This is a genomic window from Microbacterium pollutisoli (assembly GCF_053586795.1).
This window is the reverse complement of sequence record NZ_JBNYWT010000003.1, coordinates 252,091-277,312: the sequence shown is the minus strand read 5'-3', so window position 1 is coordinate 277,312 and position 25,222 is coordinate 252,091. Positions and strand designations below refer to the sequence as shown.

Sequence of the window (25,222 nt, the reverse complement as noted above, 5' to 3'; positions counted from 1 at the left end):
TTCCTCATTCGTGGGGGGTCGTTCGACGCAGGAAGTCGTCGATGGCGTCGGGGGTCAACTGTGGATGCCGTGCGCCGCGCACGGTGACGGTGAGCGCGCCGGCGGCCGCACCTCGACGCGCCGCCGTCTGCAGATCGTGTCCGGCGGCGAGCGCGCCGGCGAGCGCGCCGACGAAGGCGTCTCCGGCTCCCACCGTGTCCACGGCCGATACAGCGAATGCGGCTTGACGCACCGGCGCGGTGCCGGCGCGCGGGGCAACGAGGGAACCCTCGGAGCCCAGCGTGATCACGATGTCCACGCTGTGCTCCACGGCTGCTGCGGCGACGTCGGCGTCGGCGAGAGACGCCAGACCGAGAAGCTCACGGGCCTCACCGTCGTTGACCAACAGCACGTCGACGAAGGGAAGCAGCCGTGCCGCGTCGGCCATGACCGGAGCCGCATTGAGAACCACGGTGGCACCGGCCTCGTGGGACTGCCGCGTGACTTCAGCGACGATGTCGAGCGGCAGTTCGAGTTGCAACACCACGACATCACCGGAGGCCACCCCCAGATCGATATCGCGGGGCCACGCGTGATTGGCCCCGGGCGCAACGACGATCAGGTTCGCTCCCTCCGGGTCGACCGCGATCATGGCCACCCCGGAGGGCTCATCGACCTCGCGGATGCCACTGACGTCGACACCGGCAGCCCGCAGTTCGGCGCGCATGCGCCGTCCGTCCTCGTCGTTCCCCACGGCACCGGCCATGCGCACGTCGACAGCACGCGACGAACGCGCCGCGGCATACGCCTGATTGGCGCCCTTGCCACCCGATGACCGATGAGTGGCGTCGGCGACGACGGTCTCGCCGGCCACGGGCAGCCGATGGACGAGAAAGGTGAGGTCGGCGTTGATCGATCCGACGACGATGACCCGCGGTGCGCTCATGGCACGCCTCCCCCCGGGAGCGCCGGTGCGGAAACGCTCGCCCCGGCGATGAGCGTCGTGGGCAGCACGACGTCGTGGGACGGTTCGTGGTCGAGCAGGAGCCGACACGCGGTCGCACCGAGCTCGCGAATCGGTTGGGCGATCGTGGTCAGCGCCGGGTTGGTGTAGCGGGCCAGCCCGATCCCGTCGATTCCGACGACCGACACGTCCTCGGGTACGGAGAGTCCGCGACGGGCACAGCAGGCGAGGAATCCGATGGCGGTCAGATCGTTGGCGGCGACGACGCCCGTCGGCGCGGCGCCGGCATCGAACAACTCGGCGCCGGCACGATCGCCGCCCGCCTCGGTGAAGTCTCCATAGACCACGTGGTCGTCGCGGGCGGGGATCCCCGTTTCGGTGAGTGCGCGCTCCCACCCGGCGCGCCGTGCGCGGGTCACGGCCAGCTCGCGGGGACCGGCGATGTGTGCGATCCGGGTGTGTCCCGCGGCGAGCAGGTACCGGGTCGCGTCATACCCGGCAGCCTCCTGGTCGATACTCACCGTCGCATGCCGATCGCTCGCGCCACGGTCGAGCAGGACCACCGCAGTATCGGGGAACATCTCGTCGACGTCACCGTCCAACTCGCTGGCCACGATGAGGATGCCGTCGACCTGCTTGCGACGCAATGCCTTGAGCCGGGCCCGCAGCATTTCCCCATCGGCAGGAGCATCGACGAGCAGCAGCAACAGCCCATGCTCATCTGCGACGGACTGGACGCCTTTGACGAGCTCGGGGAAAAAGGGGTTGGTGATGTCGGGAACGAGCAGCGCGATCGTCTGCGTCGACTTGGCCACGAGCGATCGGGCCACTTCGTTGCGCTCATAGCCGAGTTCCGTCGCGATGCGGTTGATCCGCTCGGCCGTCGTCGACGAAACACCCGGCTGCCCGTTCAGCGCGCGCGACACACTCGCGATCGAGAGCCCGCAGGCACTCGCTACGTCATAGAGCGTCACCATCGACCGACTCCGGTTCCCCACGCAACGTAAGCGTTTACTGTCTTGGCAGTGACCATAGCGGCCGAGGCGCCCACGATGCAAGCACCTCGCGTCGACGCGTCGACGCGTCGGCGCGACCGGCGGCCGTGCCCCGATGTCGGAAGGATCTGGCATTGTCGACAGTGCCGGTCACCGCTGGGGAGAGGGGGCCGGCAGCTGGGGTACCGGATGCCGCGCGGTCGCACTGCGCGGCATCCACTCGCCGGCGCGTGATCGGACCGTCCATGTGTCCACGTGCGGCCGATTCGTCCCGGGGCATCCCGGGTCGCGTAGACTGATGTGCGGTCAGACCCGCGCAGCGCAAAGCGGCGCCACGCATGTCAGACCCACGGGCCCTCTCTGAGCGCAATCCCTGCCTCGGCCCCGGCGTCATGAGACGCCCACTCAGAATCGACAGCATCATCCCCCTCACTCTTCAGTCCACACCCTGTTCTCCCCTGCTCTGGCGCCAAGCCGATCTCGATGTCCACGTCGCCACCCGCGACGGTGAGTTCGCCGGCTTCATCGTCGACCTCGGCGGAGCGTTCGAGCTCTACGACCACCACAGCGCCCGCCTCGGCGTGCACGCGACGTTCGAGGCCGCGCAGTCCGCTCTGGCGGCTCCACCGGCATCCACCCCACCCTTCCCCGACACGCATGTCGTCGGGGACACCGCTCCGCGCCGGCGCCGTCGCCGCGGACACCCGGACCACTCACGTGGTCCCAGAACAAGAAGGAATGACGTCATGGCCACCGGCATCGTCAAATGGTTCAACTCCGACAAGGGCTACGGGTTCATCGCTCCCGACGACGGCTCGGCCGACGTGTTCGCGCACTTCAGCGCGATCGCCGGCACCGGGCACCGCAACCTCGAAGAGAACCAGCGCGTCGAGTTCGACACCGAAGCAGGCCAGAAGGGCCTGCAGGCGACGAACATCCGCGCGCTCTGAGCGCCCGTCGCGGGGAGGGCGCTGCGTCCTCCCCGCGACACCACCTCGGCACGGCATGCCGTGTGCGGGCGGCGGACGGGTCTCCCGAGTGGATGCCGGTAGACGGCCGCACCGCTCCGGTCAAGCCCCTCGCGTGACACCGCCGCACCGGCGGAGGGTGGCGGAGCGCATCGACTGATGCGTCCGCACGTGAGGACGAGTCATGACCTTCCCCGAGACTCCCAGCCCGATGCCCGGCGAGATCCCGCCGCGGCCCGACGAGATCCCACCCGGTCCGGCCGAGCCCGCCGTCCCCGGCGAGCCGAGCCCGATGCCCGACCCGCCGCTCTCCCCGGAGGAGCCGTCGCCGTCCTCCCCGGACGAACCCCTCGCGCCGCACCCCGAGGAGCCCCTGGCACCGCACCCCGCGGAGCCGCCGGCACCCCACCCGGTCGAGCCGACGCTCCCGCCCGACACACCGCAGTGAGGCATGACGGGCGAGTGTCCTTCAGCACGGCGCCAGCTCCACGCGCTTCCAGTGGCTCAGGTCACGCAGCAGCTGACGATCGTGTGACGCCAGCACCACCGCCGCGCCGGTCGCATCCAGCGCCTGGGTGAGCTCGTCCACGAGCGTGAACGACAGATGGTTGCTCGGCTCATCGAGCAGCAGCACGTGGGGCCGGGCCGCCAGTGCGAGCGCCAGGTCGAACCGGCGCAGCTGGCCGATCGACAGCGCCCCGAGCACCTTGCCCGTCTCCCGCGCACCGAGCAGCCCCAGAGAACCGAGCCCGACCACGGCGGATGCCGGCAGCCGGCCGGCGGCGACCAACTGGTCGACGTGCTCGGCGAAGACGTCGGCGGCGCGCCGGTCGGGCGGCAGCGCCGACTCCTGGCGCAGATAGGCCAGCCGCACCCCGGACGCGCGGGCGACGCGCCCGGCATCCACCGGCTGATCCCCGGCGAGCGCGTCCAGCAGCGTCGACTTTCCCGCGCCGTTGGGGCCGGTGACCAGCACGTGCGCGGCGCCGGACAGGGCGATCGACACCGGGGCGAGCCGCCCGGCGACCGCGACCTCGTCGGCCACGACAAGCGGAACTCCCGTGCGCGCCCGCAGGTCGGGGAAGGCCAGACGCATCGGGGGCGGCGGAACCGTCACCGCGTGCGCGGCCAGTTCGGCCTGCCGGCGGTGCACCGCCTGCACCAGGCCGCCCGCGCGCGTGGCCCGGCCGTGCTTGGGCGCGCCCTTCGGTGGACGCCACCCGGTCACGAGCCGGTTCTGCGCCGAGCTCAGGTCGGCCTGGAGCCGGCTGCGCTCGGCCTGCTCACGCTCGAATTGCTGCTCCCACCGCTCGCGCTCGGCCGCGCGGCCGGCGCGGTACGCCTCGAAACCGCCGTATGTCCGCGGGCGCCCGTCGGGCGTGGGATCGAGATCGACGATCGTGTCGGCGACGTCGGCGAGCAGAGCGCGGTCGTGGCTGACCAGCACCAGGCCGCCGGCCCGGTCCCGCAGCTGAGACGTCAAGAAATCCAGGCTCACGCGGTCGAGGTGGTTGGTCGGCTCGTCCAGCAGCAGGAAGTCCGCGTCGCCGCCGAGCAGACACGCCAGCCGCACGCGGTACCGCTGACCGACCGACAATGCGGCCAGCGGGCGTGCCCGGTCGGTCTCGGCGCCGAGCGCTTCGAGCGCGATGTCGACGCGACGCTCGGCATCCCACGCGTCGAGCGCGACGGCACGATCGAGGGCCGCAGCGTATCGGTCGGATGCCGCGCGCGCGGCGTCGCCGGGCTCGGGGACAACCGCGGGGTCGTCGCCGGGAGCGGTGCCGGTGAGGGCCTCCGAGGCGGCTTCGAGTTCGGCGAGCGCGGCGACGGCGTCGGCGATCGTAGCGGTGACGGCGTCGCCGACGGTGCGGCCGTCGTCGGCGGGCATCTCCTGATCGGCGACACCAAGTGTGCCGATGCGCGTGACGGTGCCCGCGTCGGGTGTCAGCGCGCCGGCGAGCACTTGCAGCAGTGTGGACTTGCCACGGCCGTTCTCACCGACGATCGCGATGCGCGAGGTCGGCGAGACGACGAAGTCGACGCGGTCGAGGACGGTGTGGGCGCCCCGCGTCATCGTGACGTCGGCGGCGAGAATCTGCGCGCGAGCGCGCTGAGGGGTGATGGGCATGAGTACTCCGGTATGAGCGCACGAGCGTCGCGCGTCGAGGCGCGCGCGCGTGCGCAGGATCTGATGGACGGACCCACGTGGGGTCGGCTGACCGTGGCGCACGCTCGGAAGACTCGACGAGCAGCACGCCAAGGCGTCGATCAGATGAAGAAGTACAGATGCACGGATGACAGCGTACCGGGTGCAGATGGGCGGCGGCTGTGCGCCCAGGCGCTAGATCAGCTCGCTCACGAGTTGCTCGATACGAGTTCGGATGTCGTCGCGGATCGGACGGACAGCCTCGATCCCCTGCCCTGCGGGATCGTCCAGCGTCCAGTCCTCGTAGCGCTTGCCGGGAAAGAACGGGCACGCATCGCCGCAGCCCATCGTGATCACGACATCCGAGTCCTGCACGGCATCGGTGGTCAGCACCTTGGGCTGCTCGGCGGTGATGTCGATGCCGACCTCGGCCATGGCCTCGACCGCCACCGGATTGATCTGGTCGGCGGGCATCGACCCGGCCGAGCGCACCTCGATGCGGTCCCCGGCGAGGTCCCGGAGGAACCCCGCGGCCATCTGCGAGCGACCGGCGTTGTGAACGCAGACGAACAGGACGGCGGGCGTGCGAGTGTTCACGCGGGCTCTCCAGATCGGTGGGCGGGGATGAGTGCGGGTACAAGGGGCGCGAACGAGTCCAGCAGCATCGTGACGGCTGGGCGACCTTCGGGGGTGAAGCGATACCAGACCCACGTGCCACGCCGTTCGGCGGAAACCAGCCCGACCTCACGCAGCACCTTGAGGTGGTGCGACACCGTCTGCTGCGACACGTCCGATAGCTCCGTCAGGTCGCACACGCACGCCTCCCCGCGAGGGTCGGACGCGATAACCGACAGCATCCGCAGACGCAGCGGATCGGCGAGCGCCTTGAGCGTCGCCGCCACCGTGGTGGCCGCTGCGTCGTCGATGGCGTGGGTGGATGCCGGAGCACACACGCCGTCGGCGGCGACGGGATCGATGATGGTGGCCATCACGGCGTCCTCTCTTCGGTGACGCGGTCACGTGCGGTGGGATCGGTCCGGAACCACGCCCGCGCAGCCCAGAGGGAGACGTAGACGAGGCCGACGAGCACGGGCACTTCGATGAGCGGGCCCACGACGCCTGCCAGCGCCTGCCCGGACGCGGCGCCGAAGGCTCCGATCGCGACGGCGATGGCGAGTTCGAAATTGTTGCCCGCCGCCGTGAACGCCAGGGTGGCTGACCGGGCGTACCCCAGCCCGAGCGCTTTGCCGACGAGCAGACCCGCGAACCACATCACACCGAAGTACACCAGCAGCGGCAACGCGATACGCGCGACGTCCCAGGGGTGGGAGGTGACCTGTTCGCCCTGCAGGGCGAACAGCAGCGCGATGGTGAACAGCAGCCCGTACAGCGCCCACGGTCCGACCTTGGGGAGGAAGGCCCGCTCGTACCAGTCGCGGCCCCGGCGGCGCTCGCCGATCAGCCGCGAAGCGAAGCCGGCCGCCAGCGGAATGCCGAGGAAGACGATGACATTCAGCGCGATCTGACCGATCGAGATGTCGAGCCCCTGCGTGTCGAGACCGAGCCACCCGGGTAGGACTGCGAGGTAGAACCACCCCAGCAACGCTAAAGCGATGACCTGGAACACGGAGTTGATCGCCACGAGCACGGCAGCGGCCTCACGGTCGCCGCACGCCAAGTCGTTCCAGATGATGACCATCGCGATGCATCGTGCGAGACCCACGATGATGAGGCCTGTGCGGTACTCCGGCAGATCGGGCAGGAACACCCAGGCCAGCACGAACATGAACGCCGGTCCGACCAGCCAGTTCAGCACGAGAGACGAGACGAGAAGCCGTTTGTCGTCGGTGACGGCGGCCACCTTGTCGTAGCGGACCTTCGCCAGCACGGGATACATCATCACCAGCAGGCCGAGGCCGATCGGCACCGAGATCCCCCCTACCTCGATCTGCGCGAGAAGGGTGGCGACGCCGGGCACGAACCGGCCCAGCAACAGTCCGGAGATCATCGCTCCCGCGATCCAGAGCGGAAGCCACCGGTCGAGGGTCGAGAGCCTCGTCGCCTCCGGCGCGGCGGGTGCGTCATCGACGAGGTACACGCCGGACTGCATAGACATGCCTCTATATTGACGGAACTCGAATCAGCATGCAACGGGAGTTGCCGCGACGTCATGCAACAGCGTCAGGCTGACACAGCGAGCGTCTTCACGGACTCACCCGTGACGAGGCGCCCGCGGATCCAGACCTGTTCGCGGGCCCGTCCCGGGTCGTCCATCGTCGACATCAGCACGCGCGCGGTGCTCTGCGCCAGCTCCGCCACCGGCTGGACCAGTGTCGTCAGCCGCGGCACGTAGTACTGCGCGATGTCGAGTCCGTCGAAGCCGACGAGCGAGATGTCGTCGGGCACCCGCCGGCCGCTCTCGCTGAGGGCGCGCGCCGCGCCGATCGCGGCGGCGTCGCAGACCGCGAACAGTGCCGTCGCACCGGCATCCACCGCCGCGCCGTCGGCGAGCCAGCGCCGCGCCGACTCGTAGCCGTTGACCATCGTGTAGATCTGGTCGGGTGCGGCCGACGCGACCACCAGCTTCGGGTCGTAGGGGATGCCGGCGGCCTCGAGTCCGGACCGGTAACCGGCCAGGCGCAATGCCCACGCGTGCTCACGGTCGTGCTCGTCACCGGCACCGATGAACCCGATGCGCCGGTGGCCGCGCTCGATCAGATGTGTCGTCAAGTCGCGCGCGCCGGAGTGGTCGTCGACCGAGATCGATGAGTGCAGCGCCGCCGATCCCGAGTAGTCGGGGGTCGTGCAGAACACCATCGGCACATCGATTTCGGCCAGCCGCCGGCTGAGCGCGGCTGACGCCTCACGGTCGGCCGAACCGTACCGGCCGAGGAAGACCACTCCCCCGTACTTGCCCTCGCGCACGATGCGCTCGACGGTCGCGGCATGCGCGTGCTGGTCGGCGATGTGCGACATGGTCATGTCGTACCCGGCGTCGGCGAAGGCCTGCTCGAGATGCTCGAGCACCTCGATGAGCAGCTGGCCGAATTCACCCTGGATGATGACCGTGATCGTGCGGGTCGTGCCGATCTTCAACCGCCGGGCACTCGCGTTGGGTACGTAGCCGTACCGCTCGGCTGCGGCGCGGATGCGCGCCCGGGTGGCCGGATTCACGTCGGACCGGTCGTTCATGGCGCGCGACACCGTCGAGACCGCGACGCCGCAGATGCGCGCCAGCTCCTTGATGGTCATCTCGGCCACGGCGCGGTGCTCCTTCTCGCGGTCAGCCCTTGACGGCACCGGCGACGACGCCGCGGATGATGTGCTTCTGACTGAACAGATAGAACACGATCACGGGAATCATCGCGAGCACCAGCACGCCCATCATGGCACCCATGTCGACCGCGCCGTAGCCACCCTTGAGGTACTGCACCGAGATCGGGATGGTCATGTACTCCTTCAGGTCCAGCGTGAGGTACGGCAGCAGGTAGTCGTTCCACAGCCACATGACCTCGAGGATCGCGACGGTGATGACCGCCGGCTTCATGATCGGCAGCACCACGAGGAAGAACGTGCGCACCGGACCGCAGCCGTCGATGGTGGCGGCTTCTTCGATCTCGTACGGTATGCCCTTCACGAACCCGGTGAAGATGAACACCGCGAGCCCCGCGCCGAAGCCGAGGTAGATGATCCACAGCCCGAACGGGTTGCCCAGCCCCAGGTAGTCGGTCAGCCACGACAGGGTGAACATGACCATCTGGAACGGCACCACGAGGTTGAACAGGAATGACGTGTACAGCGTCTTGGCGTACCGGTTGTCCATGCGGACGATCCACCACGCAGTCATCGACGTGCACGCCAGGATCAGCAGCGCCGAGCCGACCGTGATGACCAGCGACCAGCCGAACGACGCGAACAGGTCGGTCTTCTGAACGCCGTCGATGTAGTTCTGCCAGCCGACGAAGCTCTCCGCATTCGGCAGCGCGAACGGGTTGTCGGCGATGTGCACCTTACCCTTGAAGGAGTTGATGACAACGAGCGCGATCGGATACAGGTAGGCCAGCGCGATGACGGTGAACGTGACCGTCCACAGCCACGGGCGACGGGGCTTGTCGTTCACAGCGCGGCCTCCTTCGAGCGGGCGAAGCGGTTCTGCACCAGGGCGATGACCGCCACGATGATGAGGAAGATGACGGCCTTGGCCTGCCCGACCCCCTCGAATCCGGTGCGGCCGTAGAACGTGTTGAAGATGTTGAGCGCCAATAGTTCGGAGAGCCGCGACGGTGCGCCGTTGGTCAGCGCAAGGTTCTGGTCGAACATCTTGAAGCCGTTGGTGATGGTCAAGAAGGTGCACACGGTGATCGATGGCATCACGAGCGGGATGATGACGCTGCGCAGCGTGCGGCCGCGCGAGGCGCCGTCCATCTCGGCCGCTTCGATCAGCTCGGTGGGCACCGACTGGAGCCCGGCGATGTAGATGACCATCATGTAGCCGATCTGCTGCCAGCACATGAGGATGACCATGCCCCAGAACCCGTAGGTCGCGTCATAGGTGATCGACCGCGCCCACAGCCCCAGCACGCCGTTGAGCAGCAGCAGCCAGATGTAGCCCAGCACGATGCCGCCGATGAGGTTCGGCATGAAGAACACCGAACGGAACACGTTCTTGCCACGGAAGTTCTTCACGAGGAAGTACGCGATCGCGAACGCGAAGACGTTGATGAGCACCGTGGTCACCAGCGCGAACGCCGCGGTGTACCACAGCGAGTGCGCGAACGTCTCGTCGCCCAGCAGCTTCGCGTAGTTGTCGAGCCCCACCCACGTGCTCTTGGTCACCGTGCGGAACTCGGTGAACGACAGGTACACGCCCAGGACGAACGGGATGATGAACCCGATGATGAAGGCCGCCACCGTCGGTCCGGTGAACAGCCACCCCCAGCGGGCGAGGGACTTCTTCATGTGCGTGCTCCTTGCGCGGGCCCGGCACGCGGAGTGCGTGCGTGGTGGTGCCGGCGGGGCGACCGCAGTCGCCGCCACCGGCACGCGAGTGGATGCCGTGGCATCCACGTTCAGGGATGGATCAGCCGTTGGTGAGCTGGTACTCCGCGGCCCAGCCGTCGACGAAGGCGGTCTCGACCGCAGCCCAGTCGCCAGTGCCCTGCGCGTACTGCAGCAGCGCCTGGCCGACGCCGTTCTTCCACTCCTCGGAGGGCATGACGGTGAAGTTCCAGGTGACGGCGGTCTTGCCGGCCTCGGTGTACGCGGCGTCGGCCTGCACGAACGGGTTCGAGGGCAGGTAGTCGGCGAACGTGTCGAACGGCGTCACGAAGCCCATGGCGTTCGCGAGGCTGTCACGTCCGGTGTCGGAGGTGATGACCCACTCGAGGAAGTCCTTGGTCGCCTTCTGGTCGGCCGCGGATGCCTCGTTGTTGATGACCCAGTAGTTCTCCGAACCGGTCGCGAGGCCTGCATTCTCCTCGCCGTCCGCGCCGATGTAGATCGGCAGCATGCCGAGGTCCTCATCGGCCACGGCCTGGCCCGAGACGTCACCGTAGGCCCAGGTGCCGTTCTGGTAGAACGCGGCCTTGCCCAGCGCGAACTCGCTGTTCGCGTCTTCGATCGTCTTGCCCGACAGGGTCGAGGGCTCGACGGTGGCGTTGTCGATGTACAGGTCGAAGATGCGCTGGTAGCCGTCGAGGAAGCTGTCGTTGATCTCGGCGGGCTGACCGTCGACGCCGTCGGCGGCGAACTGCCAGTACAGCGGCAGGTTGGCCAGGTGCGTCTTGAAGCGCCAGTCGCTCGACGAGTCGAAGCCGGCCGAGGTGAAGGCGCCTTCGACGCCCAGCTCGTCCTTGTGCTCCTGGATTCCCTCGACGACGGCGGAGAACGTGTCGAAGTCCGTGATCTCGTCGATGGATGCCACGGCCGCATCACCGAGGGCGATGTAGTCGTTCACGATCTTCTTGTTGTAGATGATGCCGTAGGTCTCCATGACGTACGGGACGGCCAGGACCTCGTCGTCGTCACCGGTCAGGGCCACCGACTGGTCGTTGAGGTGCTCGTAGATCGCGGTGTCGGACAGGTCGGCGACGTAGTCCTTCCAGTTCGCGAGCCCCACGGGGCCGTTCACCTGGAACAGAGTCGGCGCGTCGCTCTTGGCCATCTCCGACTTGAGCGTGGTCTCGTACGTGCCTGATGCTGCGGTCTGCACGTCGACGGCCACACCGGTCTCGTCGGTGTAGGCCTCGGCCAGAGCCACCCAGTCTTCGGCCTGCTCGGGCTTGAAGTTGAGGTAGTAGACCTTGCCCTCGGCATCACCGTCGCCTTCGGCGCTGCTGCAGCCGGCGAGGGCGCCGGTGAGGGCCGCCACGGTCATCCCGGCGGCGACCGCGGTCGCCATCCTGCGCTTGTTCATTCGTCCTGGGCCTTCCTTCTTTGGATCGAGGACACTCACGCGATACCGCGCCACGCCGCATCGCGGAACCCCGTCCGTCTCGTCGGGCTTTCGGAATCGGTTCCGGGGCTCGGACGACACGATACGCACCGATCGGCGCGGATGCAACACTGCGCAGGCCGTGACTAATCACAGACGGGCACGGTCCGGCGCGGGCGCGCCTGCACCCGACGCCCGGCACCACCTCAGACGGAGTCGACGCCGGCCGGTGCGGGTGGCATGAGCACCGCGATGGCCCGCTGCAGCAAGGGCGTGACCGCGAACACCGCGAGGGCATAGCCCAGCAGTAGGAGGATGACCACGATCTGGGGCAGCATGATCCACGTCGCCACGGTCACGGCGACGATCACGGCGTGGATGGCGAGGACGCCCAGCGCATGGGGCAGCCGGGCCACGGCGACGATCACCGCATTGCGCAAGGTGCGCCCAATGGTGTTCTCGAACCGTGCCTGCATCGTCCACACGAACGGAAAGATCAACAGATACACCCAGGTCAGCAAGACTTTCAGCACCAACAGCTCGTCGATCCGGATGAAGACCCAGCTTGCGGCGACCGCTGCACCGATCGGTCCGACGACGGCCCACAACGCACTGGCGGCGCGGAAGTTGGCCTGGAATGAGATCCAGAACGTGCGGGCTGCGCCCTGGTCCTCGTCGGCCAGCACCCGACGTGCGGTGTCATAGGCGGCGGTCAAGCCTGCTCCGGCGGTGACCACCGGCAACAGAGTCAGCACGAGCAGCACGTTGACGACGATGATGTCGCCGATGCTGTTCGCGGCGCGCCACAGTGGGCCGGCACGGTCGAACATCCGCGAGAACACGGCTCCCCCTCTGACTGATGACGGCGTCCACCCTACCGGCGACGCGCTGGGAACCGCCTGCGATGTGCGCGGCGTGCGGATCGGGGGTAACGTCTCTGCCCGGATACGTTTCCGGTGAATCCGGTGATCCGGCGTGCCGTCGAGGGAGGATGTCCACCATGAGCGAGCGGGTGTTCACGGTCGAGCCGTATGCGATCGCGACGACCGGGCTGGCGGACGCCGACGTGCGACTGATCGAGGCGATGACCTCGACCGGCAACGGCCACATGGGCATGCGTGGCAACTTCGAAGAGGGCTACGGCGGCGACACCCATCAGGGCACCTACATCGCCGGTGTCTGGTTTCCGGACAAGACCCGTGTGGGCTGGTGGAAGAACGGCTACCCCGAGTACTTCGGCAAGGTCATCAACGCGACCAACCTGATCGCGATCGATGTGACCATCGACGGCGAGCGCGTCGACCTGTTCGGCGCGGGCGCGGATGACATCGCGATCCGCCTCGATCTGCGCGACGGCCTGCTGACCCGCTCGTTCACCTATCGGGTGGGTGAGACACGCGTGCGCATCGAGTTCGAGCGCTTCCTCTCGATCGCGACCCGCGAACTGTGCCTGCAGCGCGTGCGGGTGACCGCCCTGGCCGGCTCCCCCGAGATCACGCTGACACCGCGCCTCGACGGCGACGTGCACAACCTCGACGCGAATTACGGCGAGCGGTTCTGGGAGGAGGCCGCGCGCGACGCGGGCTCGGCCGACGCGGCGCCCGGCCCGCAGGTGCTCTCGCTGCGCACGGCGCCGAATCCGTTCGGCACCCCGCGATTCACCGTCACCGCGGCCATGACCTCGACGGCAGCGGGCCTCGATCGTGTGGGACTCGTCGATGTGCCGTGGCAGGTCGGCACCGCATACTCCGGCATTCTCTCGCCCGGCCACACCGCCGTGCTGGCCAAGACCACCGCCGTGGTCACCACCCGCGACGTCGCTGAGGATCAGCACGCGAGAGCAGCCGCGCGGCTGCTGACGGAGGCGCGCGACTTCGACGCCGAGCACGCCGCCCACGCCGCCCTGTGGGCGCAGCGCTGGGCACGCGCCGAAGTGGTCATCGAGGGTGACGACGAGGCGCAGCAGGGCATCCAGTTCAACCTGTTCCAGCTGTTCTCGACGTACTACGGCGAAGACGAGCGGCTCAATATCGGCCCCAAGGGCTTCACCGGCGAGAAGTACGGCGGAGCCACCTACTGGGACACGGAGGCCTACCTCGTGCCGCTGTACCTGGCGGTCGCCTCGCCCGACGTGACCCGCGCTCTGCTGCAGTACCGGCATGACCAGCTGCCGCAGGCGCAGCACAACGCCCGGCAGCAGCACCTCGCGGGCGCGCTGTTCCCCATGGTGACGTTCACGGGGGTCGAATGCCACAACGAGTGGGAGATCACGTTCGAGGAGATCCACCGCAACGGCGCGATCGCGCACGCCATCCACGACTACACGCGCTACACCGGCGACCGGACGTATCTCGAGGGCCCGGGACTGGAGGTGCTCGTCGAGATCAGCCGGTTCTGGGCCGATCGCGTGCACTTCTCCGCGCGGCGCGGGCAGTACATGCTGCACGGGGTCACCGGGCCCAACGAGTACGAGAACAACGTCAGCAACAACTGGTACACGAACTATCTCGCCGCGTGGGTGCTGCGCTACACGGGCCAGACCCTCGACACCGTGCCGGCACGCGCGGGCGAACTCGGCGTGACCGGCGACGAGCGCACCCGGTGGCGTGAGATCGCCGAGGGCATGTATCTGCCCGAAGATGCGGATCTCGGCATCCACGTGCAGCACGACACGTTCCTCGACAAAGACCTCATGCCGGCGTCGGCGCTGCCGGCCGACCAGCGGCCCATCAACCAGAACTGGTCGTGGGACCGCATCCTGCGATCGTGCTTCATCAAGCAGGCCGACGTGCTGCAGGGCATGTACCTGTTCGAGGACGACTTCGACGCCGACGACCTGCGCCGCAACTTCGACTTCTACGAGCCGATGACGGTGCATGAGTCGTCGCTGTCCGCGTCGATCCACTCGGTGCTGGCCGCGGCGATCGGCCGACCGGAGAAAGCCATCGAACTGTACCGGCGCACCGCGCGGCTCGACCTCGACAACTACAACAACGACACCGAGGACGGCCTGCACATCACGTCGATGAGCGGCGCGTGGCTGTCGATCGTGCAGGGGTTCGCCGGCATGCGGGTCCGTGACGAGCGGCTGTCGTTCCGGCCGTTCTGCCCCGACGGGTGGGACGCGTTCTCGTTCACCATCGGCTTCCGCGGCCGCGTGCTGGCGGTGCGGGTCACCGCCGACGAGCTCGTGTTCACCCTGCGCGAGGGTGAGCCGCTCACGATCGACGTACACGGCGAGTCCGTGCACGTCGACGCGGCCACGACCGTCGCATTGCCGCGTCGCTGACCGCGAGTGCCACCCACGTGCCAGACTCGTTCCGATGTGGATCGGATGGATCGAATTCGACGTCCTGCTGGGCGACGTGCACTCGCTCAAGCAGAAACGCAGCGTGCTGCGCCCGCTGCTGGCTGAGCTGAGCCGCCGAACCGAGGTCGCCGCCGCCGAAGTCGGCGCCCACGACCTGCACCGGCGCACCGCGATCGGCATCTCGGTCGTGGCATCCGAGGCCGTCCACGTGCGCGACGTGCTCGACCGTGCCGAGCGGCTCATCGCCGAGGAGCACCCCGAAGTCACCCTGCTGTCCACGCGCCGCGGCGTGCACTCCAGCGACGACTGACACGAATCGGTGACGCCCGGCGCGGCCCGACCTACACTGGAGGCGGGAGGTCCGGATGAGCAGCACCACGTGGACCGACCCGCGCGAGGAGATCGAGTTCAGCGTCCTGATGGCCAATGGGCGCCTCGCGGGCCGGAAGTTCGCCAGCCGCGCCGAGGCGGAGGCGTGGGCCTGTCCGGAGGAGGGCGACCAGGTGGTCTCCTACAACCTGATCTGCGAGTGCGACCAGTAGCGACTCAGCGTCCGTGATCGCCGGCGTCCGCACCGGGCACGGCCAGCGGCACCTCGCGGTTCCGGTCCCACGGCTCGGTCCAGCCCAACTGGTCGAAGAGGGCGTCCAACAGCATCGCCGTGAACCCCCACACCAGGTGCCGGCCCACGACGAACGCGGGTCCGCGGTACACCTGGTCGCCGCGCCGCAGCACGGTGACGCCGCGATGGGCCGGATCGAGCAGGTCGGCCACGGGCGCCCGGAACACATCCGACGATTCGGCGACATCGACCACGCCGACCGGTGACGGCCGGCGCCACCAAGCCAGCACGGGCGTCACCTGATGCCGCGAGAACGCGAGCGACACATCGCCGAGCGTGCCGAGCACCTCGACACCGTCCGGGTCGAGACCGGTCTCCTCCACCGCTTCACGCAGAGCCGCCGCGACGGGGTCAGGATCGGACGCATCCACCCGCCCGCCCGGGAAGGCGACCTGGCCGGGGTGCGAACGCAGCGTCGTCGCACGGGCCAGCAGCAGCACGTCGAGATCCCGCGACACCACCGACCCGTCGCGGTCGGCCGGCACGCCGTCGAGCACGCCGAACAGGATCAGCACGGCGGCCGGGCGGGTCTCGCGCGCCGGAGGCAGCCCCGTCCACGCCGCCATGCCGCCGGAGTCCTCGGCCGCCGCGGCCAGTGCAGCCAGCTGGGCGCGGGCGTCGGCGGCGGTGCGGTCGGTCGAAACGGCAGACATACGCTTCAGGCTACGCGGCGCGCCAGCCACGCGTTGCCGACGCCGCACACGAGCACGAACGCGGCCGCCACCGCCGGCAGGGTCATGGCCGCGGCGACCGACACCTCATCGGCGACGGCCCCCGTCACCGCCGATGCGAGCGCCTGGGCCAGGGTCAGCGCCGACGTCGCCAGGGTCATCGTCGTGGCCTCGCGGCCGAGCGGGGCCCGGTCGCCCGCCAGGCTGAACAGCGTCACCAGCGTGGGCCCGACGCCGAGTCCCATCACCAGCAGCATCACCGTGACCATGCCCAGATCGGTGGATGCCGTGTACCCGGCCGCCGCGGTCAGCAGCACCGCCGCGAACACGAGCCACCGCCAGCGCAGCGCGAATCTGTCCGGCAGCAGCACGACCGCCAGCGCCAGGACGGCCGAGCCGATGCCCATGAGCCCGTAGAGGATGCCGGCCTGCGCCTCGTCGCCGGCGGCCTTGGCGTAGGCGGTGAGCGAGGTGAGCGTCGTTCCGAAGAACAGGCCGACGCCGAACGCTGCGGCCACGAGGATCAGCACCCGGCCGCGGAACACGTCGCGCAGCGGGGCACGCTCCTGGTGGGCGCGGCTCCCGGCACCGGTGACGCGACCGGTCGGATGCAGGGCGAAGGCGGTGACGAAGACGAAGCTGAGTCCGGCGGCGATGGCGATCGGCGCCCAGGGCGAGATCCATGCCGCGAAGATGCCGACCAGGAAGGGACCGATGACGAACGCCGTCTCGTCGGCCGCGGACTCGTACGACATGATGCGCGACATCGTGCCCGGCTGCCGCATGACGGCGATCTTCTCCCGCACGATGGCCATCAGGCGGCTGCGCGACATGGCCGCCGACTGCGGCGCGGACAGACCGATGAGAAGGCCGGCGACCAGGATCAGCGCATCGGCCCATCCGCCCAGCACCACCAGCGGGAACACCGCCAGCAGCACGCCGTTGGCCAGCCCCACCGGCACGAGCACGGCGCGCTGCCCGTACCGGTCGACGGCGATGCCGATCACGGGGCCGGCGAGCACGACGCCGACGCCGACGGCCGCCGAGGTGAGACCGCCCAGGCTCACCGAACCGGTGGCAGAGACCACGAAGGTCAGCACGCCGACCACCATCATGGCGAACGGCAGCCGGGCGATGAACGCGATCGGATAGTAGCCCCATCCGGTGTGCTGGATGAGGGTGCGCGGTGCGGGCGCCTGAGCCATATGACCTCCGGAGCAGTCAGCTCGTTCTCACGTGCCGCCTTGCCCCGGAAGCAGGTAGTTGCACTCGTGCGACGCATCGGCCGATGCGCGCAACCACCCATCGTACCCAGCGCGCCTGGACGCCACCCGGGGACGGCGGCCAAGGGTGCCGGTCAGCGCGTGAAGAACACCTCGGCGACGCGCGCCAGGTCGAACAGGTCGCTCACGCCGGCGAGCTCGCGTGCGGAGTGCATCGACAGGATCGGGATGCCGACGTCGACCGTGCGGATGCCCAGCCGCGTCGCAGTGATCGGGCCGATGGTCGAGCCGCACGGGATCGAGTTGTTCGAGACGAACTCCTGACTGTGCACGCCGGCATCCCCGCACCAGCCGTGCCAGGCGGCCGCGCCCACCGCGTCGGTCGCGTAGCGCTGATTGGCGTTGATCTTCAGGATCGGGCCCGAGCCGAGCACGGGACGCACCACCGGATCGTGCTTGTCGGCGTAGTTCGGGTGCACCGAGTGCCCGACGTCGCTCGACACGCACCACGAGTCGGCCAGCGCCCGCAGCTGCTGCTCGCGGTTGGCACCGAGGCCGAGCTGGATGCGCTCGAGCACGTCGGCCAGGAACGGTCCGGCCGCCCCCGAGCGGGTGCCCGACCCGATCTCCTCGTGGTCGAACACGGCGAGCATCGCGATGCGCTCACCGTCGAAGCCGTCCGCGACACCGGTCAGGGCCACCAGCCCGGCATGCACGGAGGCGAGGTCGTCGAGCCGACCGGCGGCGAAGAACGCGTCGCCCTTGCCGAACACCGCGCCGCGGGCGGCGTCGGCGGTCACCAGGTCGTACCCGCGGATGCGCGCCGCGTCGACGCCCGCGCGCTGGGCGAGCTCGGCCAGCAGGTCTTCGGACGCGGCGTCGCCCAGACCCCACACCGGCTGGGTCTGCGCCTGCTTGTGGAGGGCGAGGCCGTCGTTGACCCCGCGGTCGAGGTGGATCGCCAGCTGCGGCAGCCGCAGCAGCGCACCGGAGTCGGCGAGCACGGTCGTGCCGTCGTCGAGCACGAGCCGGCCGGCCAGGGTCAGCTCGCGGTCGAGCCACGAGTTCAGCAGCGGGCCGCCGTAGACCTCGACGCCGGCCTGCAGCCACCCCAGCGACCCTGTGGTCGGCTGCGGCTTGAGCTTGAAGCCCGGCGAGTCGCTGTGCGCCCCGAAGATGTGGATGCCGGTGTCCGCCGTCGCGCCGCCGGGGACCACCCAGGCCAGCACCGCGCCGTCCCGCACGACGAAGAACCGGCCGCCGGGCTGGGCCGGCCAGGCCTCCGCCTCGGACAGGCCGGTGAAACCGGCGTCGACGAGCCGGCGGGCGACCTCGGCCACCGCGTGGTAGCTCGAGGGAGAGGCGGCGACGAAGTCGGCGAGATCGCCGGCGTGGGTCAGGGCATCAGCGGGCACGAAGAACCTCCAGGGGACCCTTCGATCGTAGTTCGCGCCCGGATCACTCCCGGAAGTCGTCCGGATCGACGTGGTCGAGGAAGTCCTTGAACTCGGCAAGGTTCTCCTCGGCGTCTTCCGGCGGCACGACGTCCGGCACGCCCGCGTCGGCGAACACGGCGTCGGCGACCCAGATCGGGGCGGCCGCCCGCGAGGCCAGGGCGATCGCATCGGAGGGGCGGGCGTCGACGACCCGGGTGCCGGAGGCGGTGGCCAGGGTGATCTCGGCGTAGAACGTGCCGTCGTCGATGCGGGTCACCTCGACCTTGGCCACGGATGCCGCCAGGCTCTCCAGCAGCGCGACCATCAGGTCGTGGGCGAGCGGCCGCGGCGTGATCGCCCCCTCGACCGCGATGAGGATCGACGCGGCCTCCTGCGCGCCGATCCAGATCGGAACGATGAGACCCTCCCCCGGCAGCGCGTCGAGTGGCTTGAGCAGGATGACGTGCTGTCCGGCGGCGTCGAGTGCGACACCGGCCACGCGGACCTGGACCATGGGGTCCTCCCTCCGATACCGGCGGATGCCTCCATCGTAGGCATGCCGCGCTGTGCCGGCAGCGGCCCGTCGGTAGGGTCGGGACTGTCGGCGGCGACGGAGCCGCCTCGGGAGGACACCATGAACAACGACTTCGGCTGGGCTGCGGGGATCGGCGTCGGATTCTTCGTGCTGATGCTGGCGATCTATCTCGGCGTGCTCGCACTGTGCCTGTGGATCGGATACCTCATCATGCGCACGGCGGTGAAGAACGGCATCCTGCTCGCCGACGCCGAGCGCGCGAGCCGCGGATACGGGGGTCCCGGCGGCTACGGGGCCAGCGCGCCCGGCGTGCCGCCGCAGGGTTACCGCCCGCCGCCTGTTCCGCCCACGCAGTCATAGCGCGAACGGCCGCGACACCGTCTATGCCGGCGACCTACGATCGAGGGGTGACCGACTCGACTCTCGTCCTCGTGGCCAATGCCGGTGACGGCAGCATCAGCACCTTCCGGCTCACCGGTGGGCGGCTCGACCGCCTCGCCGTGACCGACGGCGTGACCGGGTGCTCAAACTTCGCGATCGACGCCGCGCGCGACCTGGTGCACGCTGCGGTGAAGGGGGCCGCCGACGGTGAGCCCGCCGGCATCCTGACCCTTGCCATCGACCGCGCCTCCGGCCGACTGACACCGCTGCGTCGGCGGGACCTGGATCGAGGCGGCATGAATTACCTCGCCCTCACCCGCGACGGGACCGGCCTTCTTGGCGCGTCGTACGGAGGCGGGTACGGCATCACGGCCCGCGTGGCCGACGGCGTGATCGGCGAGCCGGTGTCGACCATCGAGTTCCCGAACCTGCACTCGGTGCTGCCCAGCGCCGACGGCCGCTTCGCGTACTTCGTCTCGCTGGGCGCCGACGTGATCGCGCAGTACGCACTCGACGCGGACATGCACCTGGCGGCGCTGACCCCCGAGACGGTCGCCGCACCGGCCGGCAGCGGCCCTCGCCACCTCGTCCTCAACCCGGCGCAGGACGCCGTCTACGTGCTGACCGAGTTCTCCGGCGAGGTGCTGCACTTCGCCCGCGACACCGCGGCGGGAACCCTCACCCCCGTCGGCTCGGCCCTCGCACACGACCCGTCGAAGGGTCTCGGGCACAGCGAGTTCGGCGCCGACCCGATGGCCAACCACTTCATCTGGGGTGCGGACCTGCACCTCGGCGCCGGTGGGCGACACCTGTGGGCGTCCGAGCGCACCGAGAGCACCCTGGGCGCGCTCGCCGTCGCCGCGGACGGCACCCTCGCCGCACCCGAGCACTTCACGGTCACCGAGCCGCAGCCGCGCGGTTTCGCACTGAGCCCCGACGGCGCCTGGCTGATCGCGGCGGGCGAGCGGTCGACGACCGTCTCGCTCTACGCCGTCGACGGCGACCGGCTCGAGCTGCGGCAGCAGGCCGAGACCGGTCGCGGCGCCAACTGGGTGCGCTTCGTCTGATCGCGCGCGAGTTCGCGCGGTCTGATCGTCAGTTCAGCGCGCGGGTGCTCTCGGGGATCACCCCGTCGGCGTACAGGCTCGCGGCGACATCCTGCAGCGCCGTCAACGCCACGCGCTGCGTGGTCGGTCCGTACGAGATGCGCGCGACTCCGAGCGCCTCGTACTCGGCGGCCGTGAGCGCACCGGGCAGGCCGATGACGCTGACCTTGCGCTCGCCGATGCCCTCGACCAGCTGCCGGGTGACGTCGGCGTTCAGCACGCCGGGCACGAAGACGACGTCGGCTCCGGCGGCCAGGAAGGCGCGGCCGCGCTCGACGGCGTCGGCGATCGACTCCTCGACCGGGCGGCCGCCGGCCCGCACGAACGCGTCGGTGCGGGCGTTGAGCGCGAACGGCACGCCTTCGCTCTCGCCGGCGCGCACGATGGCTTCGACGGCGGCGACCGCCTCGTCGAGCGGCTTCAGCCGGTCTTCGACGTTCGCACCCACGGCACCCACGCCGATGGCCCGGCGCACGGTCTCGCCGGGGTTGCCGAACCCGGCATCCAGGTCGGCGGTGACCGGCACGTCGCCGGCGACCTCGACGATGCGGCCGACCATGTCCAGCACGAGGTCGAGCGGGATGTTCTCACCGTCGGCGTACCCGAACGTCGCCGCGATCGAGTGGCCGGCCGTGGCGATGGCCTTCGTCTCGGGCAGCGCGAGGATCGTCTTCGCCGACACGACATCCCACACGTTGACCACGCGGAGGATCTCGGGGGCGGCGTGGAGAGCGGACAAGGTCTGGGCACGCTGAGCCTGAGTAGTCATGGTCCCACCGTATCGACGGCCGAGGCCTGCCGGGGCGGCACCGTGACGCTGCGTGTCAGTCGCGAGCGGCGGGTCAGCCCCGAATGCCGGTCCGGGCGCGGCCGCGCCGCACCGCGAGCACGATCAGCCGCCACCCCACGATGGTCGCACCCAGCACGATGGTCGCGACGATGATGAACGGCAGCGCCGTGCCCTGCCCCGACAGCGCGCGCAGCAGCATCCCGCCGACGAGGGTCACCGCCCATACGCCGAGCCCCGTCCGCACCGGTGCCGACGGCGCACGCCACGCGAGGGTGACGAGCCAGCCGACCACGAGCGCGGCCAGGAACGGCCACGCCGTGCCCCACAACCCGCTCAGCACCTCGGAGTCGTGGCTCGCGCGGCCCGTCGCCGCGAACGCCGTCACCAGCACCGCATCGAGCACGAAAGAGCCGAGAATGGATGCCGGGGTCGCACGCGGGGTCATGTGTCCATTCTCGCCGGTGGCTCCGGCCTCGAACGATTACAGGTCTTCCGGCGCGAGGTCGCCCTCGCCGTCCTCACCGAGCTCGGCAGCGATCGGCTCCGCGCCCTGTGTCTCGGGCTGCGCCGCATCGGCGTGCCGGTCAGCGGCGGGGACATCGTCGGCGGCGGCGGGAATCTCGGCGGGATCGGCGCCGGTCGCGGTCTCGACGTCGAGGTCGACGCCGTCGTCCGCCGCGGTGGTGCGGTCCCACTCGGCCTGTGCCGGGTCGCGGTTCGGATCGGGCTCGATGGTCGTGTCGCGCCCCTGCAGGGGCTGGATGCCGGGGTCCGGCTCGCCGGGCTGCGGAAGGTTGTCGTTCGTCATGACGACAGGCTCGGCGAACCGGCCCGATCCGACGACCCCCTTGCGTTCACGGCCGGCGCCGGGTACCGATATGCGACGCGCACGGCCGGGGCCGGGTACCGGTCACGCGACGCGCGCGGCCGCCGACGCGTCGAGGTCACGGACGATGGCGGCCACGGCCGCCCGACCGGCGCGGTTGGCACCCACCGTGGAGGCCGACGGTCCGTAGCCGACGAGGAACACCCGCCGCTCGTCGATGGCCCGCGAGTCCGCCACCCGGATGCCGCCGCCGGGCACCCGCAGCCGCAACGGGGCCAGATGCTCGAGCGCGGCACGGAACCCGGTCGCCCACAGGATGACGTCGGCGCGCACGAAGGTGCCGTCCGGCATCCACACCCCGTGTTCGTCGATCGACGTGAACATCGGGTGGCGCACGAGCACGCCGCGCGCCTGGGCCGCGCGCGCCCACGGCGTCCAGTGCATGCCGGTCACCGAGATGACGCTGCCCGGCGGCAGGCCCTGCCGCACGCGCTCGTCGACACCGGCGATGGCCGCGACGCGGGCCGGGATGTCGAAGTCGTCGTCGATCCACTCGGGTTCGCGGCGCGTCATCCAGACGGTGTCGGCGACGTGCGAGATCTCGTCGAGCAGCTGCACACCGGAGACCCCGGCGCCCACGATGATGACCCGCTGGCCGGCGAACTCATCGGCCGAGACGTAATCGGCCACGTGCAACTGCCGGCCGCGGAACCGCTCCTGCCCCGGATAGCGCGGCCAGAACGGCTTGGTCCAGGTGCCGGTCGCATTGATCACGAAGCGGGTGCGCCAGGTGCCGCGATCCGTCTCGACGAGAAGACGCCCGTCGGGGTCGTCGTCTTCGCGGCGGACGGCGCGCACCTCGACCGGCCGCTCGACGCGCAGATCGAACCGCTGCTCGTACTCGCCGAAGTACGCCGGCAGCACATCGCGGGCCGCGGCCGCGGGGTCGGCCGGTGGGACGGGATACCCGGGCAGCTCGTGGATCCCGTTGACGGTCGCCATCTTCAGCGACCGCCAGCGGTGCTGCCACGCGCCCCCGGGTGCGGTCTCGCCGTCGAGGACGACGAAGCTGCGTGCCGCGTGGTCGGCGACCGATGCCGGGTCGTCGGCGACCGATGCCGGGGTGAAGCCGCGTCGGCGCAGGTGATATGCGGCGGAGAGCCCGGCCTGCCCGGCGCCGATGACGACCACGTCGACGGAGCGGGCAGACGGGTTCACGCTGTGAACAACGTCGGATCGGGCCGCACCATTCCGTCGGAGTATTAGCGTGGGAGCACCACCGCCGACAGTTTCAGGAGTACACCATGACGGACACCGGAACCATCACCCAGACCCCGGGCACCGAGACCGCCGTGTTGGCCGGCGGCTGCTTCTGGGGCATGGAGGACCTCATCCGCCGGCAGCCCGGCGTCCTGTCCACTCGCGTCGGCTACACGGGAGGCGAGAACGCGCACGCGACCTACCGCAACCACCCCGGCCACGCCGAAGCGGTGGAGATCGTGTTCGACCCGTCCCAGACGACGTATCGGGACATCCTCGCGTTCTTCTTCCAGATCCACGACCCGTCCACCCTGAACCGGCAGGGCAACGACATCGGCACGAGCTATCGCTCGGCGATCTTCCCGCTCACCCCCGAGCAGGAGCGCATCGCGCGCGACACGATCGCCGACGTCGACGCCTCGGGCCTGTGGCCGGGCAAGGCCGTCACCACGATCGAGCCCGCCGGCCCGTTCTGGGAGGCCGAGCCCGAGCACCAGGATTACCTGATCAAGTACCCCAACGGCTACACCTGCCACTTCCCGCGCGCGGGATGGGTGCTGCCTCAGCGCGCCGAAACCGCCTGACCTGACGCACGCGCCGCGTCCCAGCGGTTCAGCGCGCGCATCGCGAGGAAGGTGAGCCACTTCGACGGCTGACCCGGTTCGACGTCCAGCGGGAACCACACCCGGCCGGCGGCCTTGTGCGTCTGCATCCAGCGCCCGTCGTCGCCCCGCGCGGCACGCACCCGCTCGACGGCTTCGCCGATACGCGCGTCGGGCACCGTGCCGTCGTGCGCGGCCGCCTCGGTGAAGTAGTCGATCGCCTTCAGCGCAGTGAACCGCCAGCGGTAGGGGTACATGATGCCGTCGGTCCACGGGCCCACCTGTTCACCGGTTGACAGGCGATAGCGCAGCCGGCGCTCGAGCAGATACTCCTCGGCGCGGTGGCGTGCCGCGCGCAGTTCGTCGGTGCCGCCGGTCATCTTCTCGTATGCGAGCAGGTCACGCAGCGCGTTGAGGGTCGAGTGGAACGACGACCGCGTCGACCCCGTCTCCCACTCGCAGTTCCACCCGCCGTCCTCGAGCTGGTGCGGCGGGAACCACGCGGCGATCTTCGACACGTCGGCGCCCAGCCACGCCCCGTTGGCGAGCGTCATGCCGTTGATGCCCACGTCGACCTCACCGTCCCAGTAGGGCAGGTCCTCGTACTCCCAGCGGCTGTTGGCGGCGAGCTTCTCCGCGGTGCCGGCCAGCGCCGCCGCGTCGAGCCCCCATTCGCGCAGCGTCGTGAGCGTCCAGGTCGTCGCCGTCCACGGCTGACCGGGCTCGTTCTGGAAGTCGTCGGCCGGAAAGTAGGCGCCGCCGGCCCACTGTCCGTCGGGGTCCTGGTACGCGAGCAGCCGCGCCCCGTTCCCCTCGGTCGCCATGCGGGCGCGGGTGGCGCGCCACACCTCTTCGTGCTCGCCCACCAGATCACGCTGCACCTGCCAGCGCAGGGTCGGATCGGAGTCGAGCAGCCAGTCTCGGACGTCGTTGTCACTCATGCGCGGCACGGTACTCCGGCCCACCGACACG

At 69.9% G+C, this 25,222-nt stretch carries 28 protein-coding genes; 8 read left to right on the top strand and 20 right to left on the bottom strand.

What is annotated here, in order from left to right:
* Window positions 1-4 precede the first annotated feature (4 nt).
* Together ACQ143_RS09230 and ACQ143_RS09225 are read right to left on the bottom strand one after the other, a co-directional pair.
* A complete protein-coding gene (locus ACQ143_RS09230) occupies window positions 5-925 on the bottom strand; it encodes a ribokinase (RefSeq protein WP_449570393.1) in 921 nt (306 codons plus the stop codon).
* Window positions 922-2,001, bottom strand: coding sequence for a LacI family DNA-binding transcriptional regulator (locus tag ACQ143_RS09225; RefSeq protein ID WP_449570392.1), 1,080 nt, complete (start codon window positions 1,999-2,001; stop codon window positions 922-924). The genes ACQ143_RS09230 and ACQ143_RS09225 overlap by 4 nt, the downstream gene beginning before the upstream one ends.
* Before the next feature lie 683 nt (window positions 2,002-2,684).
* Between ACQ143_RS09225 and ACQ143_RS09220 the strand changes: the two genes are divergently transcribed.
* Complete coding sequence (locus ACQ143_RS09220; RefSeq protein WP_449570525.1) at window positions 2,685-2,888, top strand: cold-shock protein; 204 nt, start codon at window positions 2,685-2,687, stop codon at window positions 2,886-2,888.
* Window positions 2,889-3,090: 202 nt separating this feature from the next.
* Complete coding sequence (locus ACQ143_RS09215) at window positions 3,091-3,354, top strand: hypothetical protein (protein WP_449570391.1); 264 nt, start codon at window positions 3,091-3,093, stop codon at window positions 3,352-3,354.
* A 21-nt stretch (window positions 3,355-3,375) separates the two neighbouring features.
* Here ACQ143_RS09215 and ACQ143_RS09210 read toward each other — a convergent pair whose 3' ends face one another.
* The 9 genes from ACQ143_RS09210 to ACQ143_RS09170 form a co-directional block, all read right to left on the bottom strand.
* A complete protein-coding gene (locus ACQ143_RS09210; RefSeq protein WP_449570390.1) occupies window positions 3,376-5,037 on the bottom strand; it encodes an ABC-F family ATP-binding cassette domain-containing protein in 1,662 nt (553 codons plus the stop codon).
* Window positions 5,038-5,250: 213 nt separating this feature from the next.
* Window positions 5,251-5,592 (bottom strand): arsenate reductase ArsC, encoded by a 342-nt coding sequence (locus ACQ143_RS09205; RefSeq protein WP_449570524.1) that lies wholly within the window; start codon window positions 5,590-5,592, stop codon window positions 5,251-5,253.
* Between the two features lie 56 nt (window positions 5,593-5,648).
* Window positions 5,649-6,044 carry an ArsR/SmtB family transcription factor gene (locus ACQ143_RS09200; RefSeq protein ID WP_449570389.1) on the bottom strand — a complete coding sequence of 132 codons (396 nt, stop codon included), beginning with the start codon at window positions 6,042-6,044 and terminating at the stop codon, window positions 5,649-5,651.
* Window positions 6,044-7,165, bottom strand: a complete 1,122-nt coding sequence (gene arsB, locus ACQ143_RS09195; protein WP_449570523.1) for an ACR3 family arsenite efflux transporter — start codon at window positions 7,163-7,165, stop codon at window positions 6,044-6,046. Before arsB ends, ACQ143_RS09200 begins: the two co-directional genes overlap by 1 nt.
* A gap of 71 nt (window positions 7,166-7,236) precedes the next feature.
* Window positions 7,237-8,307, bottom strand: coding sequence for a LacI family DNA-binding transcriptional regulator (locus tag ACQ143_RS09190; protein ID WP_449570522.1), 1,071 nt, complete (start codon window positions 8,305-8,307; stop codon window positions 7,237-7,239).
* 31 nt (window positions 8,308-8,338) lie between these two features.
* Window positions 8,339-9,175 carry a carbohydrate ABC transporter permease gene (locus tag ACQ143_RS09185; RefSeq protein ID WP_449570388.1) on the bottom strand — a complete coding sequence of 279 codons (837 nt, stop codon included), beginning with the start codon at window positions 9,173-9,175 and terminating at the stop codon, window positions 8,339-8,341.
* Complete coding sequence (locus ACQ143_RS09180) at window positions 9,172-10,014, bottom strand: carbohydrate ABC transporter permease (RefSeq protein WP_449570387.1); 843 nt, start codon at window positions 10,012-10,014, stop codon at window positions 9,172-9,174. The genes ACQ143_RS09185 and ACQ143_RS09180 overlap by 4 nt, the downstream gene beginning before the upstream one ends.
* A gap of 121 nt (window positions 10,015-10,135) precedes the next feature.
* Complete coding sequence (locus ACQ143_RS09175) at window positions 10,136-11,470, bottom strand: ABC transporter substrate-binding protein (protein WP_449570386.1); 1,335 nt, start codon at window positions 11,468-11,470, stop codon at window positions 10,136-10,138.
* A gap of 224 nt (window positions 11,471-11,694) precedes the next feature.
* Window positions 11,695-12,330 (bottom strand): DUF624 domain-containing protein, encoded by a 636-nt coding sequence (locus ACQ143_RS09170; protein WP_449570385.1) that lies wholly within the window; start codon window positions 12,328-12,330, stop codon window positions 11,695-11,697.
* A gap of 158 nt (window positions 12,331-12,488) precedes the next feature.
* On the opposite strand from ACQ143_RS09170, the gene ACQ143_RS09165 reads away from it, so the two are divergent.
* From ACQ143_RS09165 to ACQ143_RS09155, 3 genes are read left to right on the top strand one after another with little or no spacing between them, the layout of a single operon-like run.
* Window positions 12,489-14,777, top strand: coding sequence for a glycoside hydrolase family 65 protein (locus ACQ143_RS09165; protein WP_449570384.1), 2,289 nt, complete (start codon window positions 12,489-12,491; stop codon window positions 14,775-14,777).
* 34 nt (window positions 14,778-14,811) lie between these two features.
* Window positions 14,812-15,108: a DUF503 domain-containing protein gene (locus tag ACQ143_RS09160; protein WP_449570383.1), complete on the top strand. Its 297-nt coding sequence runs from the start codon at window positions 14,812-14,814 to the stop codon at window positions 15,106-15,108.
* A gap of 55 nt (window positions 15,109-15,163) precedes the next feature.
* Window positions 15,164-15,340, top strand: a complete 177-nt coding sequence (locus ACQ143_RS09155; RefSeq protein WP_449570382.1) for a hypothetical protein — start codon at window positions 15,164-15,166, stop codon at window positions 15,338-15,340.
* Between the two features lie 4 nt (window positions 15,341-15,344).
* On the opposite strand, the gene ACQ143_RS09150 is transcribed toward ACQ143_RS09155, so the two are convergent.
* From ACQ143_RS09150 to ACQ143_RS09135, 4 genes are all read right to left on the bottom strand, one after another.
* Entirely contained in the window at window positions 15,345-16,073 is a 729-nt protein-coding gene (locus ACQ143_RS09150) for an NUDIX hydrolase (protein ID WP_449570381.1), read from the bottom strand.
* Between the two features lie 5 nt (window positions 16,074-16,078).
* Entirely contained in the window at window positions 16,079-17,296 is a 1,218-nt protein-coding gene (locus ACQ143_RS09145; protein ID WP_449570380.1) for an MFS transporter, read from the bottom strand.
* Between the two features lie 152 nt (window positions 17,297-17,448).
* Window positions 17,449-18,729, bottom strand: a complete 1,281-nt coding sequence (locus tag ACQ143_RS09140) for a M18 family aminopeptidase (RefSeq protein WP_449570379.1) — start codon at window positions 18,727-18,729, stop codon at window positions 17,449-17,451.
* A 43-nt stretch (window positions 18,730-18,772) separates the two neighbouring features.
* On the bottom strand, window positions 18,773-19,264 hold the full coding sequence (locus ACQ143_RS09135) for a bifunctional nuclease family protein (RefSeq protein ID WP_449570378.1): 492 nt from the start codon (window positions 19,262-19,264) through the stop codon (window positions 18,773-18,775).
* Window positions 19,265-19,384: 120 nt separating this feature from the next.
* Between ACQ143_RS09135 and ACQ143_RS09130 the strand changes: the two genes are divergently transcribed.
* Window positions 19,385-19,645 carry a hypothetical protein gene (locus ACQ143_RS09130; protein ID WP_449570377.1) on the top strand — a complete coding sequence of 87 codons (261 nt, stop codon included), beginning with the start codon at window positions 19,385-19,387 and terminating at the stop codon, window positions 19,643-19,645.
* A 47-nt stretch (window positions 19,646-19,692) separates the two neighbouring features.
* A complete protein-coding gene (locus tag ACQ143_RS09125; RefSeq protein WP_449570376.1) occupies window positions 19,693-20,733 on the top strand; it encodes a lactonase family protein in 1,041 nt (346 codons plus the stop codon).
* A 28-nt stretch (window positions 20,734-20,761) separates the two neighbouring features.
* On the opposite strand, the gene ACQ143_RS09120 is transcribed toward ACQ143_RS09125, so the two are convergent.
* The 4 genes from ACQ143_RS09120 to ACQ143_RS09105 all read right to left on the bottom strand — a co-directional run bounded on the left by ACQ143_RS09120 (window position 20,762) and on the right by ACQ143_RS09105 (window position 23,606).
* On the bottom strand, window positions 20,762-21,541 hold the full coding sequence (locus ACQ143_RS09120) for an isocitrate lyase/PEP mutase family protein (RefSeq protein WP_449570375.1): 780 nt from the start codon (window positions 21,539-21,541) through the stop codon (window positions 20,762-20,764).
* A gap of 73 nt (window positions 21,542-21,614) precedes the next feature.
* Window positions 21,615-22,007, bottom strand: a complete 393-nt coding sequence (locus tag ACQ143_RS09115) for a DUF3054 domain-containing protein (protein WP_449570374.1) — start codon at window positions 22,005-22,007, stop codon at window positions 21,615-21,617.
* A 36-nt stretch (window positions 22,008-22,043) separates the two neighbouring features.
* Window positions 22,044-22,370, bottom strand: coding sequence for a sugar ABC transporter ATPase (locus tag ACQ143_RS09110; protein WP_449570373.1), 327 nt, complete (start codon window positions 22,368-22,370; stop codon window positions 22,044-22,046).
* A 102-nt stretch (window positions 22,371-22,472) separates the two neighbouring features.
* On the bottom strand, window positions 22,473-23,606 hold the full coding sequence (locus ACQ143_RS09105; protein WP_449570372.1) for an NAD(P)-binding domain-containing protein: 1,134 nt from the start codon (window positions 23,604-23,606) through the stop codon (window positions 22,473-22,475).
* An 86-nt stretch (window positions 23,607-23,692) separates the two neighbouring features.
* On the opposite strand from ACQ143_RS09105, the gene msrA reads away from it, so the two are divergent.
* Window positions 23,693-24,232, top strand: a complete 540-nt coding sequence (msrA, locus tag ACQ143_RS09100) for a peptide-methionine (S)-S-oxide reductase MsrA (protein ID WP_449570371.1) — start codon at window positions 23,693-23,695, stop codon at window positions 24,230-24,232.
* Here the strand turns inward: msrA and ACQ143_RS09095 are convergent.
* Window positions 24,211-25,191 carry a squalene cyclase gene (locus tag ACQ143_RS09095; protein WP_449570370.1) on the bottom strand — a complete coding sequence of 327 codons (981 nt, stop codon included), beginning with the start codon at window positions 25,189-25,191 and terminating at the stop codon, window positions 24,211-24,213. The genes msrA and ACQ143_RS09095 overlap by 22 nt on opposite strands.
* Between the last annotated feature and the right edge of the window lie 31 nt (window positions 25,192-25,222).